Raw genomic sequence first — 15759 nt, forward strand, 5'->3', positions numbered from 1 at the left:
CCCCCCCACCGACTCCGTCCCCCCCGCCGCGCTGCCCCGTCCCTGCTGCCGGGGTGCCATAGCATTCGCCGTGCCGAGGCTTCTTCGCGGGTTATTCCCCTGCGATATCAGGCGGTTGAGGCAAGCAGCCCCGCAGGGCGACAAGGGCTGTGGGCTCGGAGCCGGAAAAAACTCCTGGCCCTCCGGGGCCCCGACCTAACGTGTGACAGCTCTGTTCACGGGATGATGGAGGAACCCGTGCGCCTTCCGGTCGCCGCCACACTGCTCAGCCTGGTCGCCTGCTCTGAGTCGACCGAGGGCACCCCGCCGAAGCTCGAGGGCCTCATCAATCCGCTGGAGCCGATCGTCACCCCCGCTCGCGTCTGCAATGCCGGTGGCGGCCCCGCTGGATGGCAACTGGAGCTCGTCGGCAGCCGCTTCACCCCCGTGCCCCGCGACGCGCTCACCGACACGCCCTCCGCGGAGCTGCCCCAGGTCTCCCTGAGCGGCCCGAGCGACTACACGCTCCCCGCCGACCACGTCTTCTTCGCGAGCACCGAGCTGCTGCGAATCAACCTGCCCACCCGCGACAGCGCGCCGTCGAACACGCTCCCGCCCGGCACCTACGCCGTCTCCGTGACGAACCCCCTCGGCGGCACCTCGGCGCTGGAGGACGCCCTGCGCGTCGTGCCGCCGCCGGTCATCACGAACGTCACCGCGCCCGAGGGCTTCCGCTACAACGCCGCCAGCCCCCTCATCATCGAGGGCAGTGGCTTCCGCTCGGACGCGCTGCCGAGCATCGTCCTCCAGCGCGACGGCGAAGAGGACCAGCCCCTCTTCACGGTCACCGTCGTCTCCGACACGCGCATCGAAACCGAGGTGCCCCAAGCCACACCGGAGGGCACCTACGCGCTCACCCTCACCAACCCCGAGGGCTGCTCCGTCACGCGGCCCCAGGCGCTCACCATCGCCTATCCGCAGCCAGGCCCCCTCCCCGCGTCGCCTTCGAGCGACTCCGCCACCAGCGACGCGGTCATCCCCCTCACCCACACCGCCTCCGGCGGCCCGGAGCCCTCCACGGCCGGCGTCCACGACGCGTCCCTCGTCGCGCCCGCGCAGACGGCCCACGGCCAGCCGGTGAACCTCCCGACCGTGTCCCCATGAACGTGCTCGCCGTGCTCGCGGCCATGGCGCTGGCCGCCGCCCCCGCCTCCAGGAAGGACCGAGAGAGCCCCTTCTTCATCGCGCCCAAGGTGGGCTTCATCAAGCCCACCACCTCGCTCGGCGGAGACCTCTACCTGGGCGGCGAGGTCGGCTACTTCACGCCCTGGCTCCAGCGGCGGCTCGCGCTGGTGCTGGAGGTGAACTACCACCGGCCCTCCACGTCGGGGACGCTGCGCGGGCCCCAGTTGGACAACCTGGGCCAGCCCATCGAGTCCCCGTACACGCTCGCCGAGCGCGAGGTGGCCCTCCAACTGTCCGCCGTGTTCCGCTTCCCGCGCGCGCTCGGGCCGCTCACGCCCTACGTGGGCGCGGGCCCCGGCCTGTACCTGCACCGCGCGACGGTGGAGTCGTTCGACGCCACCACGTCGGAGAGCGGCGGCGGGCCGGGCTTCCAGGCGCTGGCGGGCGCGGAGCTGCTGCTGGGCCCGGGCAGCGCCTTCCTGGAGGCGAGGTATCACTTCGCTCCCGTGGACTTCCTCACCACGGGCGACGTGAACGCGGGCGCGGTGCTCGCGGCCCTGGGCTACCGGCTGCGCCTGTAGTCGCGCGGGTGGCTCAGGCCCGTCCCACCGGCGGGCGCAGCGTCCGCAGCAGGTGCTGGGCCAGCAGGTCGCGCGTGGCCTGGAGCACGGACCCCATCAGGTGGTGCAGCGCCTCCGCGGAGTCGCCGTGGGCTTCGCGCACGCGCTCGGCGCGGCCGTCGAAGATGCGCAGCCGGCCGGGCACCAGCGCGATGACGGGCAGCGACGGGTGCCGCTTGCGCAGCAGCCCCAGGAACAGCGGGTGGTCCTCGTCCGGACGGCGCAGGTCCACCACCACCAGCGCGGGCTTGTTCTCCGCGATGGAGGCGAAGGCGTCATCGGGCTCCCCCGTGGCGGACACCTCCACGTCCGGCTCCGCGTCCAGGAAGCGGCTGAGCAGCGCCCGGGACGCCGCATGCGGGCTGACGATGAGGACCCGCATCAGCGCGCCGACGCCCGGAAGGCGGCGGGACTCCAGCGGGCGGGCGGCCTGCGGCGGTCTACAGCGGGGCGGATCCTGGACATGGAGGGTTCAGGTAACTCCCAGCCCCCCTTCAAAGCAATCCGCAGGAGCCCGGAGGGCACGCCGTGCCTCCAACCAACCGGGCGCCCGTGCCCGTGGCTTCTTCCGGCCGCTCGGGCCAGAGTGGCGGAGCGCCGTCCAACCCGCTACTTCCCATCCCGCGCGAGCCTCCCCTCGCGTCGGTCCCCCCAGCGTCCCGAGCCTCGCCATCGAGCCCCTGCCCTCCTCCCCCACCGAGCTGCACTACGACAGCGGCACGCTGGTGGCCCCGACGCTGCCGGACGACGCGCGCCTGCACGCGCTCTTCCAGAAGGACGGGCGCACGGGCGTCTTCCGCGCGCCGGCGCTGCACTACCGCGACGTGGTCCTCCGCCTGCGCGAATGCGGGCTCCCCTACGAGGACCGCGCGAAGCGCTTCGAGCCCGTGGAGCTGCCCCTCGCGGTGCCCATCGAGCCCTTCCCGCACCAGCGCGCGGCGCTGGACGCCTGGACGCGCGCGGGAGGCCGGGGCCTGGTGGAGCTGCCCACGGGCGCGGGCAAGACGCTGCTGGCGGTGCTGGCCATCGCGTGGGTGAAGCGGCCCACGCTGGTGGTGGTGCCCACGCTGGACCTGATGGCGCAGTGGCAGGGCGTGCTGGCGAAGCACTTCGCCACCCCGGTGGGCATGGTGGGCGGCGGCGTCAACGACCGTCAGACGCTCACGGTGACGACCTACGACTCCGCGGCGATGCAGATGGAGTTCACGGGCAACCGCTTCGGCCTGCTCATCTGCGACGAGTGCCACCACCTGCCCGCGCCCAGCTACCGCTTCATCGCGGAGGGGACGCTCGCCCCCTACCGCCTGGGCCTCACCGCGACGCTGGAGCGCGCGGACGGCGGCGAGCGCGTGTGCGAGGAGCTCCTGGGCCCGCTGGTCCACCGCACCGGCATCCACGAGCTCCAGGGCCAGTACCTGGCGCCCTACGAGGTCCGCCGGATCGAGGTGCCGCTCACGCCCGACGAGAAGGCGCGCTACGACGAGGCGCGAGGCAGGTACCTCACGTTCGTGCGGAGGCTGGGCGTGCCGCTCGCGTCGCCGGAGGGCTGGGCGCGCTTCCTGGCGCAGAGCCAGCGCAGCGACGAAGGGCGCGCGGCGTACCGGGGCTACCGGGAGCAGCGCCGCATCGCGCTCACCTCCAGCGGCAAGCTGGACGCGCTCTGGAAGATACTGCTGGAGCACCGCGAGGACCGCGTCATCGTCTTCACGGACGACAACGAGACGGTCTACACGCTGGCGCGCAAGCTGCTGCTGCCCGCGCTCACGCACCACACGCCGCTGCCGGAGCGCAAGGCGCTGCTGGCCGCGTTCGCCAACGCGGAGCTGCCGGTGCTGCTCACCTCGCGGGTGCTCAACGAGGGCGTGGACGTGCCCGAGGCGCGCGTGGGCGTGGTGCTCAGCGGCAGCGGCAGCGTGCGCGAGCACGTGCAGCGCCTGGGCCGCATCCTGCGCAAGCGCCCCGGCAAGCGCGCCCTGCTGTACGAGGTGTGCTCCGCGCAGACGGCGGAGAGCGGCATCAGTGAGCGGCGCCGCCAGCACAGCGCCTACCAGGGCCAGGAGCCGGGAGGGCCTCCCGAATGCTGACGCGCGAGCTGCTCGCCTCGCGCGTGCGCGAGGGCATCCTGCGGCCCTCCTTCGTGAAGACGCACGACCCGTCCCTCCAGGCGCTCGCGAAGGAGCTGCTCGCGGACGCGGAGGCCTTCCGGGGCCAGCGCCGCGACGACGTGGAGGAGGCCTTCGGCCTCAAGGCCGGCGCCTTCAGCCGCCCCAAGGTCGCGCGCGGGCTGGTGAAGCTGCTCCTCGACCGGCTCCGCTTCGACGAGGCCGGCGAGGGCGCGACGGAGGCGCGCTGGCGCACGCTGCGCGTGGGCGCGAAGGTGCTCAGGACCCTCCCGCCGGACACGACGCTGGAGGCCTACGAGGCGCGCCTCGCGGAGGCCCTGGACGCGCCGCTCGAGGACACGCGCGAGGCGCTCTACTCGGACCTGCCCGGCCACCGGAAGCTGCTCGGGTGGGACGGCGAGGCGCTCACGCCGCAGGGGCTCCTGGACCGCTACAACCTGGCGCTCGCGCAGGGGCCGCTGCTCAACGCCCGGCGCCTCACCCTGCGCGCGCGGTCGCCGGAGCTGCTGCGCGTGCGCAAGCTCCTGCGCTGGCTGAAGTTCTGCCGGCTGGTGGCAGAGGTGCGGCGCGACGGCGAGGACTGGGCCCTGGAGGTGGAGGGCCCCGGCGCCATGCTGTCCCTCCAGAAGAAGTACGGCCTGCAGCTCGCGAGCTTCCTCTCCGTGGTCCCCCTCCTGGAGCGCTGGGAGCTGTCCGCGGTGCTGGAGGACGCGCGCAAGCGCTCCACCCTCCAGCTCTCCCACGAGGATCCGCTGGTGTCGCCGCTGCCCGCCGCGCTGGGTCACGTGCCCCCGGAGGTGGCCGCGCTGGCGGACGGGTTCGAGGACGCGGCCTGGGAGCTGGACTTGATGCCCCTGCCCCGCCACACCGGCGCCGCCGGCCTGTGCGTGCCCGACCTCACCTTCCGCCACCGCGAGACGGGCCGGGAGGTCGCGCTGGAGCTGTTCCACCCGTGGCACGCGGCGCCGCTGTCACGGCGGCTGGCGGAGCTGCGCGCGCGCCCGGACGCGGGGCTGCTGCTGGGCGTGGACCGGGCGCTGGCGAAGGAGGCGGCGGAGCGGCAGGCGCTGGAGGCTCACCCGCAGGTGGTGCTCTTCAACGGCTTCCCCTCCGTCCGGAAGCTGCGGGAGCGGCTCGCGCGCTGGGGCGAGGCGGGATGAGCCCCGGGGCGGCCTCAGCTCCGGGGTTTGAACTGCGAGGCCAGCACGCTGAGGATGCGGATGGAGCTGCGGTCCAGCTGCTTCGCGCGGCGCAGGAGCCGGCGCAGCTCCGCGGACTCGCCATAGTCGGACGGGGGCTCCGCGGCCCACTTCACGTCCTGCGACGGCTTCAACCCCAGCGCCTCGTCCGCGGAGATGGACAGCACCACGCACAGCCGGCGGAAGGTCTGGATGCTGGGCAGCATGTGACCGCGCTCCAGCCGCCCGTAGACTTCACTCGCGATGCCGACGCGCTCCGCCACGTCCGCCTGGGTCAGGTTCAGGCGAGTGCGGGCGACGCGGGCCGCGCCTCCGAGCCGGGATGCGAGGGTCTTTTCCATGGGGTCGTTAACCTACCGGGTTCGCCCATGTCGATATGACTTGAGAGGTTGGCTTCCAAGAACTTCCGGGGTAGGCTTTTCGCGACACAACCTCTTGCGTCAAGCCCGTCCGCACCACCCACTGCCTTCATGCGAGAGCCCTCCAGCCCCCCGCCCAGCTTCCTCTTCGTGGACGCGGATCCACGCGCGCTCGCGGCGCTGCGGCGGCTGGTGCGGCACCTGCCCGGCGACAAGCGCTATGCCCTGGGCGTGCGCGAAGCGGAGCGGCTGATGGGGGAGGCGGCGCCGTCCGTGGTGGTGAGCGGCTACGGCCTCCCGGACGGAGACGGGCTGTGCCTGCTCACGTGCGTGCGCACCCGGCACCCGCGCGCCGCGTGCGCGCTGCACACCACGCACCCGCCCGCGCGCGGGCTGCGGGAGCAGGGCATCACCTGGGTGGACCGCGCCGCGCCGCCGCAGCAGGTGCTGGCGCTCCTGGCCTCCTTGAGCTGACGGCCAGGCGTTCCCATGGCGCGCGCGACGGTGCGCGTTAAGGTATGGGGCTGCCCACGCACGCCATGAAGCTCTACGCCATCAGCGACCTGCACCTGCGGCACAAGGAGAACCACGAGGCGCTGGCGGCGCTCACGCCGCGTCCGGACGACTGGCTCATCGTCGCCGGCGACGTGGGCGAGACGCTCCCGGAGATGGAGCTGATGCTGCGCACGCTCACCGCGCGCTTCCGCCAGGTCGTCTGGGTGCCGGGCAACCACGAGCTGTGGACGATGCCCTCCGAGCAGCCTCCGCTGAAGGGCGAGGCGCGCTACCTGCGCATGGTGGACCTGTGCCACCGCTACGGCGCGCTCACGCCGGAGGATCCGTATCCCCGCTGGCCGGGCGAGGGCCCGCACCGCGTCGTGGTCCCCATGTTCCTGGGCTACGACTACACCTTCCGCCCGGACACCGTGCCCGTGGAGAAGGCGCTGGAGTGGGCCTGGGAGGACGACCTGATGTGCACGGACGAGGTCCTGCTGCATCCGGAGCCCTACCCCACCCGTCAGGCCTGGTGTCACGCGCGCGTGGAGCGCACCCGCGCGCGGCTGGAGCGGCTGCCGCCCGGGTGCTCCACCATCCTCATCAACCACTACCCGCTGCGCTACGAGCACGTGCGGCTGCCGCGCATCCCGCGCTTCTCCATCTGGTGCGGCACGCGCCTGACGGAGGACTGGCACACGCGCTACCGCGCGGAGGTGGTGGTGACCGGGCACCTGCACATGCCCGCCACCCTGTGGCGCGACGGCGTGCGCTTCGAGGAGGTGTCGCTGGGCTATCCCAACCAGTGGCGCCACCGCGGCGGCGGCCTGGACCGCTGCCTGCGCGAGGTCCTGCCCGGCCCGCGGAAGTCCGACGCTCCGTCCGTGACGTCGTGAGTCACGCGCGGGCGCGGGCCGCGTCACACCGCGAGCGTTTGACGGTACGGAGCGCGCGGGCGTGTAGTGGCGCTCCATGCCCGAGCCCACCTCCGCTGGCCCCGTCGAAGCCTCCGAGCGCGTGCACCTGCTGGATGCCCTGCGCGGCTTCGCGCTGCTGGGCGTCTTCGTCTCCAACAGCCTGAGCTGGTTCAGCGGCCGGTCGCTCCTGCCACACGAGCAGGCGCAGGCGCTGGCCGCGCCCCCGCTGGAGAAGGGGGTCCACCAGCTCTACGCCTTCTTCGTGGACCAGAAGTTCATCACCCTCTTCTCGCTCCTCTTCGGGCTGGGCTTCGCGCTGCAGCTGACGCGCGCGGAAGGGCGAGGCGCCTCCATCGTGCCGGTGTACCGGCGCCGGCTGCTGGTGCTGCTGGGGCTGGGGCTCATCCACATGTTCGCCATCTGGGTGGGGGACATCCTCAGCACCTACGCGCTGGTGGGCGGCGCGCTGCTCCTGTTCCGGAAGCGCTCCGACAGGACGGTGCTCACCTGGGTGGCGGTGCTCTTCGTCGTCCTGCCGCTCACGCTGTCCATCGCGCAGCGCTACGGCCCGGAGCTGCTGCACGGCCGGGCGGCCGCGGAGCAGGCCGCCAGGGCCACGCGCGAGGTGGAGGCCGCGCACCGCACGGCGTTCCTCACCGGCCTGTCCAGCGACTCCGTGCTGGTATCGCAGCGGGCCAACGCCCTCTTCGCCTGGCAGAACCTGCCCAACCCGGGCCGTCCCATCTGGCTGTGCATCATCCTGGGCCGCTTCCTGCTGGGCCTGTGGGCCGGACGTCAGCGGCTGCTCCAGGACGTGGAGCGCCACCGCGAGCTGCTCGTCCGGGTGATGGCGTGGGGCCTGGGCGTGGGCAGCGCCGTCGCCACCCTGTCCCTGGTGCTCTACCTGAAGAACCAGGGCGCGCCCGGAGGGCCCGGGGGACACGTCAGCCCACCGGCGTGGATGGTGGGGATGCGCACCCTGCGGGAGGTGGGCTACCTCTTCATGGGCGCGGGCTACGCGGCGGCCTTCGCGCTGCTCTTCCAGAAGGAGCGCTGGCGGAAGGTGCTGGGCGTGCTCACGCCCGCGGGCCGCATGGCCCTGACGCTCTACCTCATGCAGTCGGTGATCAGCATCGGCTTGTATGACGGCTGGGGCCTGGGGCTCGTGGGCCGCACGCCACCCTCCCGCACGGTGCTCCTGTGCCTGGGCGTCTTCGCGGCGCAGGTGGCCTTCAGCCACTGGTGGCTCCGGCGCTTCCGCTTCGGTCCGGTGGAGTGGCTCTGGCGCTCGCTCACCTACGGCCGCGCCCAGCCCATGCGCCCCGCCTCCGCCGCGGCGCCCGCGGCGGGCTGAACGCGCCCGCGGGACAAAAAAGAACCCCGGGTCCCGCGAGGAGGCGGGGACCCGGGGTCTCAGGAGCGGAGCGCGGCACCTTCGCCGCGCCCCACGCCTTCAGGCACTACCGGACCTTGTAGGAGGCCGCGAGCACGGTCTTGATGTAGCCGTCGACCGTGGTGTCCACCAGGCTCGGCACACCGACCACGCTGATGTAGTACTTGCCCACCGGGATGTTGCGCAGGACGCAGCTCTCCGTCGCGCTCTCCTTCACGCCACGGCAGTTGTACTCGAACTGCGTCGGGGCGGCGGCGGCGCGGACGTAGAGGTCCGCGTTGCCCTCACCCTCGCCCAGGACGACGGACAGGGTGTTGGTGCCGGAGTCCTTCTTGAACTCGGGCACGTCGATGATGAACGTCTGCACGGAGCCCGGCACGCCCGAGAGGTCCTCGATGCGGGTCTCGTTGCCGATGTCCACGAAGCCGCCCTTCCAGGTCACGGTCAGGGTGGTGTTCGCGTAGGACGTGAAGCCCTTGATCATCACGTACCAGACGCCCTTGGCGCCGGAGGTCGCGAAGGTGCAGACCTCGCTGTTGCCGGACTTGTACGGACGGCAGTCGTACAGGGAGTCCGTCGGGGCGTTGTTCTTGCGGACGTAGAGGTCCGCGTCACCCGTGCCACCGGACATGGTGAAGGTCACGTCCGTCGCGCCCTCGGGGATGGTCACCTCGTAGTACACCTTGCTGCCGGAGGTGCCGGAGATGCCCGTGACGACCTGGCCCTTCTCGATCGGCGTGGTCTCCGGAGGAGGCACGGGCACGCCCACGCCCACGGCCTTCCAGGCGTTGCCCACCGAGGCGATCTCCGCCGCAGTGAAGCCCAGCTGCGTCGCGGCCTGCTCGGAGGCCGTCTTCGCCGCCTCGAAGTTGGAGGACGCGGTCAGCAGGTCGGCGTTGATCTTGTAGAAGACCCGGGCGGCCTTCTCGAAGCCGATGCCGGTGACGACCTGGGTCGTCTTGCCGCGCGGGTGCGTGCCACCCTCGGACATGAGGTAGAACGCCAGGTTGGAGATGCCCGAGCTGTAGTGCACGTCCACGCCCGGGCCGTAGTCCGGGTAGTAGTCGAGCGAGTCACCGTCCTGCGTCGGGTTCTTCATGTAGCGCAGGCCGTCGCCCGGGATGCTCGGGGTCCAGACGTCGTCGCCGACGATCCACGTGCCCTCGTCGATGACCTTGCCCTTGCCGTACCACTCGCACACCGCGCCGAAGATGTCCGAGATGGACTCGTTCAGGCCGCCGGACTCACCCGAGTAGGTGAGGTTGGACTCGTTCTCCGTCACGGCGTGCGTCAGCTCGTGCGCCGTCACGTCCAGCGAGTTCGCCAGGTTGGAGGCGTTCACGCCGTCGCCGTCGCCGTACACCATCTGGGTGCCGTCCCAGTAGGCGTTGACGTAGTTGTTGCTGTAGTGGACGAAGCTCTTCAGCACGCCGCCGGCGTTGTCGATGGAGTCGCGGCCGAACAGGCTCTGGTAGCAGTCGTAGACCGTGCCCAGGTGGTTGTAGTTGTTGTTCACCACCTCGTCGGCGTGGGCCGGATCGCCCTCCCAGCGAGCACGGACGCCGCCCGAGGGGACGTTCGTCTTGTGCTGCATGTCATTCACCTGGCGGTTCTTCGCCGAGTGGATGTGCGGAACGCGCTCGAAGACGTCGCCCGTCTTGGCGTTCACGTACACGGAGTCGTCCACCGGGGTGGTGTCCTTCAGCTCGCCCTGGACGCGAACCTCGTAGGCCAGGATGAGCTCGTTGCCCGAGCGGCGGTAGACCAGCTGGGGCTCGCCGCTGGCGGCCGCGCGCTCCGGGGAGCCGCGATCACCGACGGCCGCCGCGATGGCCGCCTCGGACGCGATGGAGGCCTTCAGCTCGCCCTTCAGGTCGCCGCGGGCGTTGGTGTTCACCGCGAACACGGTGCCGTTGCGCGCGTGCAGGCGGACCTCGGCGTCCTGGACGAGGATGCCGTTCTGGGTCACGCCATAGCGGTAGTGGGTGTCACCGTCGAAGCCGACGTAGGCCTTCTTCAGGAACAGGTCGCTCGGGTTCAGGCGGAACAGCGGCGCCACGCCCGCGAGCACCGGCGCCAGCTGCTGCTGCGCCGCGATGCCCTGGATGGCCGACGGCGCGGGGACGGAGCCGAAGGAACCCGTGACGAAGGTGGGGACCGCGTCGGAGTCCGCCGCGACGACGTTCTGGCCCGCAGCCAGGTTGGCGGAGGCCTTCTGGAGGTTCGCGTCCTCCGTGTTGGAGGCAGGAGCGTTCTCGGTGCAGGCGCCAACCAGCAGGGACAGGGCCGCGGCACCCAGGGCGCCGCGTACTCGCTTCTCGTACATGTAATCCTCCTAAGGGGAAAGATTAGGAACTACTGTGTCACAGGAGAGGCGCGTATTTCAAGTACAGGCGAGATTTCTACTTTTATGCTGATTCTCAGTCTTCGAGATTATCTCGCAACTGCTTGAAATGACGGAGGGACTCACGCAACCCGGCGGGAACGGGGTCGAGGCTTCAAACCGGCAAGGCGGTTACTTCTTGTTTGAAGTACCTGTCTGCGGATGCGTGCAATGAGTGAACGGCGGGGAGAAATTGCCGTCTCATTTATTCCCGACCCGGGTGGGTCCCGTGCCACCGCTGACATCCTCCGGGCCCCGGGGGCGGGGCGAGCGGGCTAGCGTGCGGGCCCCGGGAGGCGACACACATGCGCGCGTTGCAGCTTCAGCGGCTGACGGGACCGGATGGCCTGGCGATGGTGGAGGTGCCGGAGCCGGAGGCCGGGGATGGGGTGCTCATCGACGTGGTGGCGGCCGGGGTGAGCTTTCCGGATCTGCTGCTCACCCATGGCCAGTACCAGCTGAAGCCGGAGGTGCCCTTCGTGCCCGGGGTGGAGGTGGCGGGCGTGGTGCGCGCCGCGCCGGCGGGGGCGCGGGTGAAGGCCGGCGACCGGGTGATGGGCTTCTCCTTCACGCTGGGCGGCTTCGCGGAGGCCTGCGTGGTGGCGCCGCAGCTGGCCTTCCCCATTCCAGCTGGGTGGAGCTTCGAGCAGGCGGCGGGCGTGGTGATGAACTACCACACGGCGCACTTCGCGCTGCACCGGCGCGGGCGGCTGCGCGCGGGGGAGACGGTGCTGGTGCACGGCGCCGCGGGCGGCGTGGGCACCGCGGCGGTGCAGGTGGCCAGGGGCGCCGGAGCGCGCGTGCTGGCGGTGGCGAGCGACGAGCGCAAGGCGGAGGTGGCGAGGCGCGCGGGCGCGGACGCCGTGCTCCTCTTGAAGGACTTCCAGGCCGGCGTGCGCGAGGCCACGGACGGCCGGGGCGTGGACGTGGTGGTGGACCCGGTGGGCGGCGACGTCTTCGACAAGAGCCTCAAGGTGCTGGCGCCGGAGGGACGGCTGCTGGTGGTGGGCTTCGCCAGCGGCCAGATTCCGTCCGTGGCGGTGAACCGGCTGCTGCTGCGCAACATCTCCGTGGTGGGCGTGGCGTGGGGCGCCTTCCTGATGCAGGCGCCGGAGGTGACGGACGCCATCGCGAAGGACCTGGAGGCGCTCGCGGCGAGCGGCGTCGTCCAGCCGCTGGTGGGCCGCGTCTTCCCCTTCGAGGACGGCGCCAGGGCGCTGCGCGAGCTGGAGTCGCGGCAGGCCGTGGGCAAGGTGGTCCTGAAGGTGAAGGCCGGCTGACGGCGCCGGCGGCTCACTCCTCCATCAATAGAGGGGTGGGCGTGCCGGCCTCGCGCTCCAGGACGTCCGCGGCGCGGGCGTCCCGCGGCAGGCCGAAGCGGGCGCGCGAGCACATGAGGAGCTGGCCCGCGTAGAGGCTGTCCGCCAGCGCCTCCGCGTACAGGCCGTGGGCCTCGCACAGGCGGGCCCGCTCATCCACCAGCCGGGCGAGGATGCGCGCCTGCTCCGGGTGGGCGAAGAGCCCGACGACGGAGCGCGCATCGAAGCGTGCGAGCGTGTCGTACTCCATCCCCAGCGTGGAGGCGCACGTCTCGCGGATGCGCTCCAGGCACACATCCCAGGAGGTGCGGGCCCGGACGATGTCCGGCACCGAGCGGCCAAGCTCGCGCACGGCGTTGAGCAGGAAGGCGTGTCGCAGCGAAGGCATCCAGCTCCCCACTACAGCCCAGCCCGCCTGAATCATCCAGCGTGGCAGGGGGTGTGGACACACCCCGACGAATCAGGTCGCACCCACCCGCCGAGCCTTCGCGCGCGGCGGTGGCACACCTGCACGGGAAAAAGACAGACATCCTCACCCTCGCGCGGCGGCGCGCGCCCGCATCGCTCCAAAGATATATTCATACAGGAAAAGAGACACACCGTGTGCGGGCATCCTCCGAGGGAGACGGGGGCGCGGATGACCCGAGCCGGTGTGTCACAACCAAGCCCCGGCGTGTATCAACACGCGGTTCCTACTTATTGCGCGGACGCTGACAGTCTTTAGACTTTTCAGACGCGAAACATCCCCGCGCGAGTCACCACATCCAAGGAATGCACCATGGCCCTCCCGTCCACGCTGCGTCTTCCCCCGACCGCGGAAATCGCCTTCGGATCCACGGTGCTGAAGCAGCCGGAGCTGCTGCGCAGGGCGGCCCGGGTGGCGCGGCGGCTGCGCACCGAGTGGAGCGTGGGGCCGGGAGACCGGGTGGGGTTGATGGTGGTGCCCGGGCCGGAGGTCATCCCGGCCATCCTGGGCATCTGGATGGCGGGGGCGGCCTACGTGCCGCTGGATCCGTTCCTCCCCGACGAGCGGCTCCTGCGCATCCTGCGCGACGCGGGCCTGCGCGGCGTGGTCACCCAGCGTATGCACCGCGTCTCGGTGGGGCTCCTGGAGACCTGGCTGGGCTCTCCCCTGCCCTTCCTGGAGGCGGATGCGGCGGGGGCGGACGGCGGGGAGGACGGGGAGGTCTCGGACGTCATCGACGCGCCGCCGGACCGGCCCGCGTACCTCATCTACACCTCCGGCAGCACCGGTGAGCCCAAGGGCGTGGTGTGCACGTTCCGGGGCCTGACGAACCTGGTGCGCGGGGTGGCGCCGCTGCTGGGCCTGGGGCCGGGCACGCGGCACCTCCAGTTCGCCAGCATCAACTTCGACGCGTCGGTGTGGGAGGTGTTCCCCACGCTGTTCGCGGGCGGCGCCGTGGTGCAGGGCACGCGCGAGGACCTGCTGCCCGGCCGGCGCATGGCGGAGTACCTGCGCAAGCAGCGGGTGACGCACCTGTGCCTGCCGCCGTCCGTGCTGGGGCAGCTGGGGCCGCACGTGGACACGCTGCCGGACGTGGCGTGCGTGGTGATGGCGGGCGAGCGCTGCCCGGCGCCGCTGGCGGAGCGGTGGCACGCGTCCGGCCGCCGCGTCTTCAACGCCTACGGCCCCACCGAGGGGACCGTGTGCGCGACGGCGTACCGGGTGCGGGGCGGCGAGTCGCCGGTGCCCATCGGGCAGGCGCTGCCGGGCGTGCGCCTGCGCGTCGTGGGGCCGGACGGCCAGGACGTGGCGGAGGGCGCGACGGGCGAGGTGTGGATTGGCGGCGAGGGCGTGGCGGAGGGCTACCGCAACCAGCCCGAGCGCACGCGCGAGCGCTTCCCCACGGACGCGCGGGGAGACCGCTGGTACCGCACCGGCGACGAGGCCGTGCGGCGCGCGGACGGGGCGCTCGTGTTCCTGGGCCGGATGGACCAGCAGGTGAAGCTGCGCGGCTTCCGCATCGAGCTGGAGGCCATCGAGCAGGCGCTGTACGCCTACCCCGGCGTCGCGCAGGCGGCGGTGACGGTCTTCGAGCACACGGACGCGCAGGGCCAGACCACGGGCCTGCTGGTGGCCTACCACAGCGTGCAGGAGGGCCACACGGTGTCGCTGGACGCGCTGCGCGCGCACCTGGGCCTGGCGCTGCCGGACTACATGGTGCCGCACCGCTTCGTGGCGCTGCCGCGCCTGCCGCTCATGCCCCACCTGGGCAAGGTGGACCGGCAGGCCCTGCCGCCCCCCGCGGACTGGGTGGGCGCCACCGCCTCCGAGCCCCGCGCCACGGCGGCCTCCGCGCCCGCCACGCCCATCGAGAAGCTGTGCCGCGCCTTCGAGCGGGGCCTGCGCGCGGCCCCGGGCACCGTCGCGGCCCACACGCACTTCTTCCAGGCGGGCGGTGACTCGCTGGGCGTGGCGCACGTGCTGGCGCAGGTGGAGGAGGACTTCGGCGTGTCGCTGCCGTCGCGCCATATGTACTCCCACCCCACGCCCCAACTGCTCCTGCCCTTCTGCGAGGCCGGCGCGGCCCCGGCCGAGGCGGGCCCGCAGGGCGTGCGCGCCACGCTGCTGACCGACGCGCGCTCCGCGGCCCTGCCCCGGCTCACCGCGCCCGCGCTCGTCGCGCAGCCGCCGCGCACGCTGCTGCTCACGGGGGCCACGGGCTTCCTGGGCATCCACCTGCTGGCCGCGCTGGCGCCCCGCGTGGAGCGCATCCACTGCCTGGTGCGGGCCCGCGACGACGCGGAGGCGGGCGCGCGGCTCCGCGCCACCGCGCGCAAGTACGGCGTGCACCTGCCCTGGCGCGACGGGCGCATCCAGGCGGTGGCGGGCGACATCACCCGGACGCGGCTGGGGCTGGAGGCGTCCGCGCATGACGCCCTGGCGCTCCAGTGCGACGCGGTGGTGCACGCGGCCGCGAGCATCAGCTACATCCTGCCCTACGCGGACGCGGGGAGGCCCAACGTCGCCGGCACGCAGCAGGTGCTGGCCTTCTGCGCGCACGGCCGCGTCAAGCCGCTGCACCACGTGTCCTCGCTCAGCGTCCACGGCGCGGTGGGCACGCTGCTGGGCGTGGACGAGGTGGACGAGGACTTCGCGCTGGAGCGCTCGCTGGACCTGATGGCCTACGAGAACGGCTACACGCGGGCCAAGTGGGTGGCGGAGCGGATCGCCCGGGACGCGCGCGACGGCGGCCTGCCCGTCAGCATCTACCGGCCGGGCTTCATCCAGGGCCACAGCCGCACGGGCATCGGCAACGCGGACGACATGCTGTGCCGGCTGCTGGTGGGCAACGCGCAGCTGGGCCTGTCGCCGGACCTGCCGGACAAGTACTGGCTGCCGGTGCCGGTGGACTACGTGGCCAACGCCACCGCGCACCTGGTGCTCACCCAGGCCCCGGGCGGCACGTACAACCTGGCGCCGGAGCGCGAGCAGGAGCCCTCCCACAACGCCCTCTTCGACATGCTGGGCGCGCACGGGCACCCGGTGCGCCGGGTGGCGCCGGCGGTGTGGCTGCGGGAGCTGGGGCGGGTGGGGCCGGACAACGCCCTCTTCCCGCTGGTCGCGTTCCTGCGGGAGAAGGTCTACCACGGCACCCGCACGGTGCTGGAGCTGCACCACCGCACGCCGCGCCTGCGCACGGACCACACGCGCGCCGCGCTGGCGGGCACGGACCTCCAGTGCCCTGACTTCGACGCGGCCCTCCTGGGCCGCTACGTGAAGGACCTGTTCGCGCGCCACCGCTCCGCGGCCCTGGCCGCCTGA

Annotated in this window: 13 protein-coding genes; 9 read left to right on the top strand and 4 right to left on the bottom strand. The window is 72.3% G+C overall.

All coding sequences use genetic code 11. The features are described 5' to 3' along the window. The first annotated feature begins 237 nt into the window (after positions 1-237). Together U8525_RS26200 and U8525_RS26205 are read left to right on the top strand one after the other, a co-directional pair. The gene (locus tag U8525_RS26200; RefSeq protein ID WP_374269166.1) at positions 238-1143 is read left to right on the top strand and encodes a hypothetical protein; all 906 of its coding nucleotides are present in this window, start codon (positions 238-240) and stop codon (positions 1141-1143) included. Beyond that, positions 1140-1745, top strand: coding sequence for an outer membrane beta-barrel protein (locus U8525_RS26205; RefSeq protein WP_374269168.1), 606 nt, complete (start codon positions 1140-1142; stop codon positions 1743-1745). Before U8525_RS26200 ends, U8525_RS26205 begins: the two co-directional genes overlap by 4 nt. Before the next feature lie 13 nt (positions 1746-1758). Here the strand turns inward: U8525_RS26205 and U8525_RS26210 are convergent, their stop codons facing one another. Continuing rightward, positions 1759-2169, bottom strand: a complete 411-nt coding sequence (locus U8525_RS26210) for a response regulator (RefSeq protein WP_374269286.1) — start codon at positions 2167-2169, stop codon at positions 1759-1761. Positions 2170-2509: 340 nt separating this feature from the next. Here U8525_RS26210 and U8525_RS26215 point away from each other — a divergent pair, with 340 nt between their 5' ends. Both U8525_RS26215 and U8525_RS26220 read left to right on the top strand, forming a co-directional pair. Further along, positions 2510-3868, top strand: a complete 1359-nt coding sequence (locus U8525_RS26215; protein ID WP_374269169.1) for a DEAD/DEAH box helicase family protein — start codon at positions 2510-2512, stop codon at positions 3866-3868. Then, on the top strand, positions 3862-5067 hold the full coding sequence (locus U8525_RS26220; RefSeq protein WP_374269171.1) for a DUF790 family protein: 1206 nt from the start codon (positions 3862-3864) through the stop codon (positions 5065-5067). Before U8525_RS26215 ends, U8525_RS26220 begins: the two co-directional genes overlap by 7 nt. Positions 5068-5081: 14 nt before the next feature. On the opposite strand, the gene U8525_RS26225 is transcribed toward U8525_RS26220, so the two are convergent. Beyond that, a complete protein-coding gene (locus U8525_RS26225) occupies positions 5082-5447 on the bottom strand; it encodes a helix-turn-helix transcriptional regulator (protein WP_374269173.1) in 366 nt (121 codons plus the stop codon). A gap of 129 nt (positions 5448-5576) precedes the next feature. Here U8525_RS26225 and U8525_RS26230 point away from each other — a divergent pair, with 129 nt between their 5' ends. The 3 genes from U8525_RS26230 (at position 5577) to U8525_RS26240 (ending at position 8231) form a co-directional block, all read left to right on the top strand. Next, the gene (locus U8525_RS26230) at positions 5577-5939 is read left to right on the top strand and encodes a response regulator (protein WP_374269175.1); all 363 of its coding nucleotides are present in this window, start codon (positions 5577-5579) and stop codon (positions 5937-5939) included. Between the two features lie 65 nt (positions 5940-6004). After that, positions 6005-6856, top strand: coding sequence for a metallophosphoesterase (locus U8525_RS26235; RefSeq protein WP_374269176.1), 852 nt, complete (start codon positions 6005-6007; stop codon positions 6854-6856). Between the two features lie 76 nt (positions 6857-6932). Further along, the gene (locus U8525_RS26240) at positions 6933-8231 is read left to right on the top strand and encodes a DUF418 domain-containing protein (RefSeq protein ID WP_374269177.1); all 1299 of its coding nucleotides are present in this window, start codon (positions 6933-6935) and stop codon (positions 8229-8231) included. A 106-nt stretch (positions 8232-8337) separates the two neighbouring features. On the opposite strand, the gene U8525_RS26245 is transcribed toward U8525_RS26240, so the two are convergent. Next, positions 8338-10596 carry a M4 family metallopeptidase gene (locus U8525_RS26245; RefSeq protein ID WP_374269179.1) on the bottom strand — a complete coding sequence of 753 codons (2259 nt, stop codon included), beginning with the start codon at positions 10594-10596 and terminating at the stop codon, positions 8338-8340. Between the two features lie 362 nt (positions 10597-10958). Between U8525_RS26245 and U8525_RS26250 the strand changes: the two genes are divergently transcribed. Further along, on the top strand, positions 10959-11933 hold the full coding sequence (locus tag U8525_RS26250) for an NADPH:quinone oxidoreductase family protein (RefSeq protein WP_374269181.1): 975 nt from the start codon (positions 10959-10961) through the stop codon (positions 11931-11933). Positions 11934-11946: 13 nt separating this feature from the next. Here U8525_RS26250 and U8525_RS26255 read toward each other — a convergent pair whose 3' ends face one another. Continuing rightward, positions 11947-12360 (bottom strand): hypothetical protein, encoded by a 414-nt coding sequence (locus U8525_RS26255; RefSeq protein ID WP_374269183.1) that lies wholly within the window; start codon positions 12358-12360, stop codon positions 11947-11949. Positions 12361-12750: 390 nt separating this feature from the next. Between U8525_RS26255 and U8525_RS26260 the strand changes: the two genes are divergently transcribed. Continuing rightward, entirely contained in the window at positions 12751-15759 is a 3009-nt protein-coding gene (locus tag U8525_RS26260) for an amino acid adenylation domain-containing protein (RefSeq protein WP_374269184.1), read from the top strand.

Origin of the sequence: Corallococcus sp. RDP092CA (assembly GCF_041903675.1) — a bacterium.
Classification (GTDB): Bacteria; Myxococcota; Myxococcia; order Myxococcales; family Myxococcaceae; genus Corallococcus.

Excerpts from the sequence above, each read along its gene's own strand:
- U8525_RS26205 (WP_374269168.1), top strand. The coding sequence starts at position 1,140 with ATGAACGTGCTCGCCGTGCTCGCGGCCATGGCGCTGGCCGCCGCCCCC.
- U8525_RS26220 (WP_374269171.1), top strand. The coding sequence starts at position 3,862 with ATGCTGACGCGCGAGCTGCTCGCCTCGCGCGTGCGCGAGGGCATCCTG.
- U8525_RS26225 (WP_374269173.1), bottom strand. The coding sequence starts at position 5,447 with ATGGAAAAGACCCTCGCATCCCGGCTCGGAGGCGCGGCCCGCGTCGCC.
- U8525_RS26230 (WP_374269175.1), top strand. The coding sequence starts at position 5,577 with ATGCGAGAGCCCTCCAGCCCCCCGCCCAGCTTCCTCTTCGTGGACGCG.
- U8525_RS26235 (WP_374269176.1), top strand. The coding sequence starts at position 6,005 with ATGAAGCTCTACGCCATCAGCGACCTGCACCTGCGGCACAAGGAGAAC.
- U8525_RS26240 (WP_374269177.1), top strand. The coding sequence starts at position 6,933 with ATGCCCGAGCCCACCTCCGCTGGCCCCGTCGAAGCCTCCGAGCGCGTG.
- U8525_RS26245 (WP_374269179.1), bottom strand. The coding sequence starts at position 10,596 with ATGTACGAGAAGCGAGTACGCGGCGCCCTGGGTGCCGCGGCCCTGTCC.
- U8525_RS26250 (WP_374269181.1), top strand. The coding sequence starts at position 10,959 with ATGCGCGCGTTGCAGCTTCAGCGGCTGACGGGACCGGATGGCCTGGCG.
- U8525_RS26255 (WP_374269183.1), bottom strand. The coding sequence starts at position 12,360 with ATGCCTTCGCTGCGACACGCCTTCCTGCTCAACGCCGTGCGCGAGCTT.
- U8525_RS26260 (WP_374269184.1), top strand. The coding sequence starts at position 12,751 with ATGGCCCTCCCGTCCACGCTGCGTCTTCCCCCGACCGCGGAAATCGCC.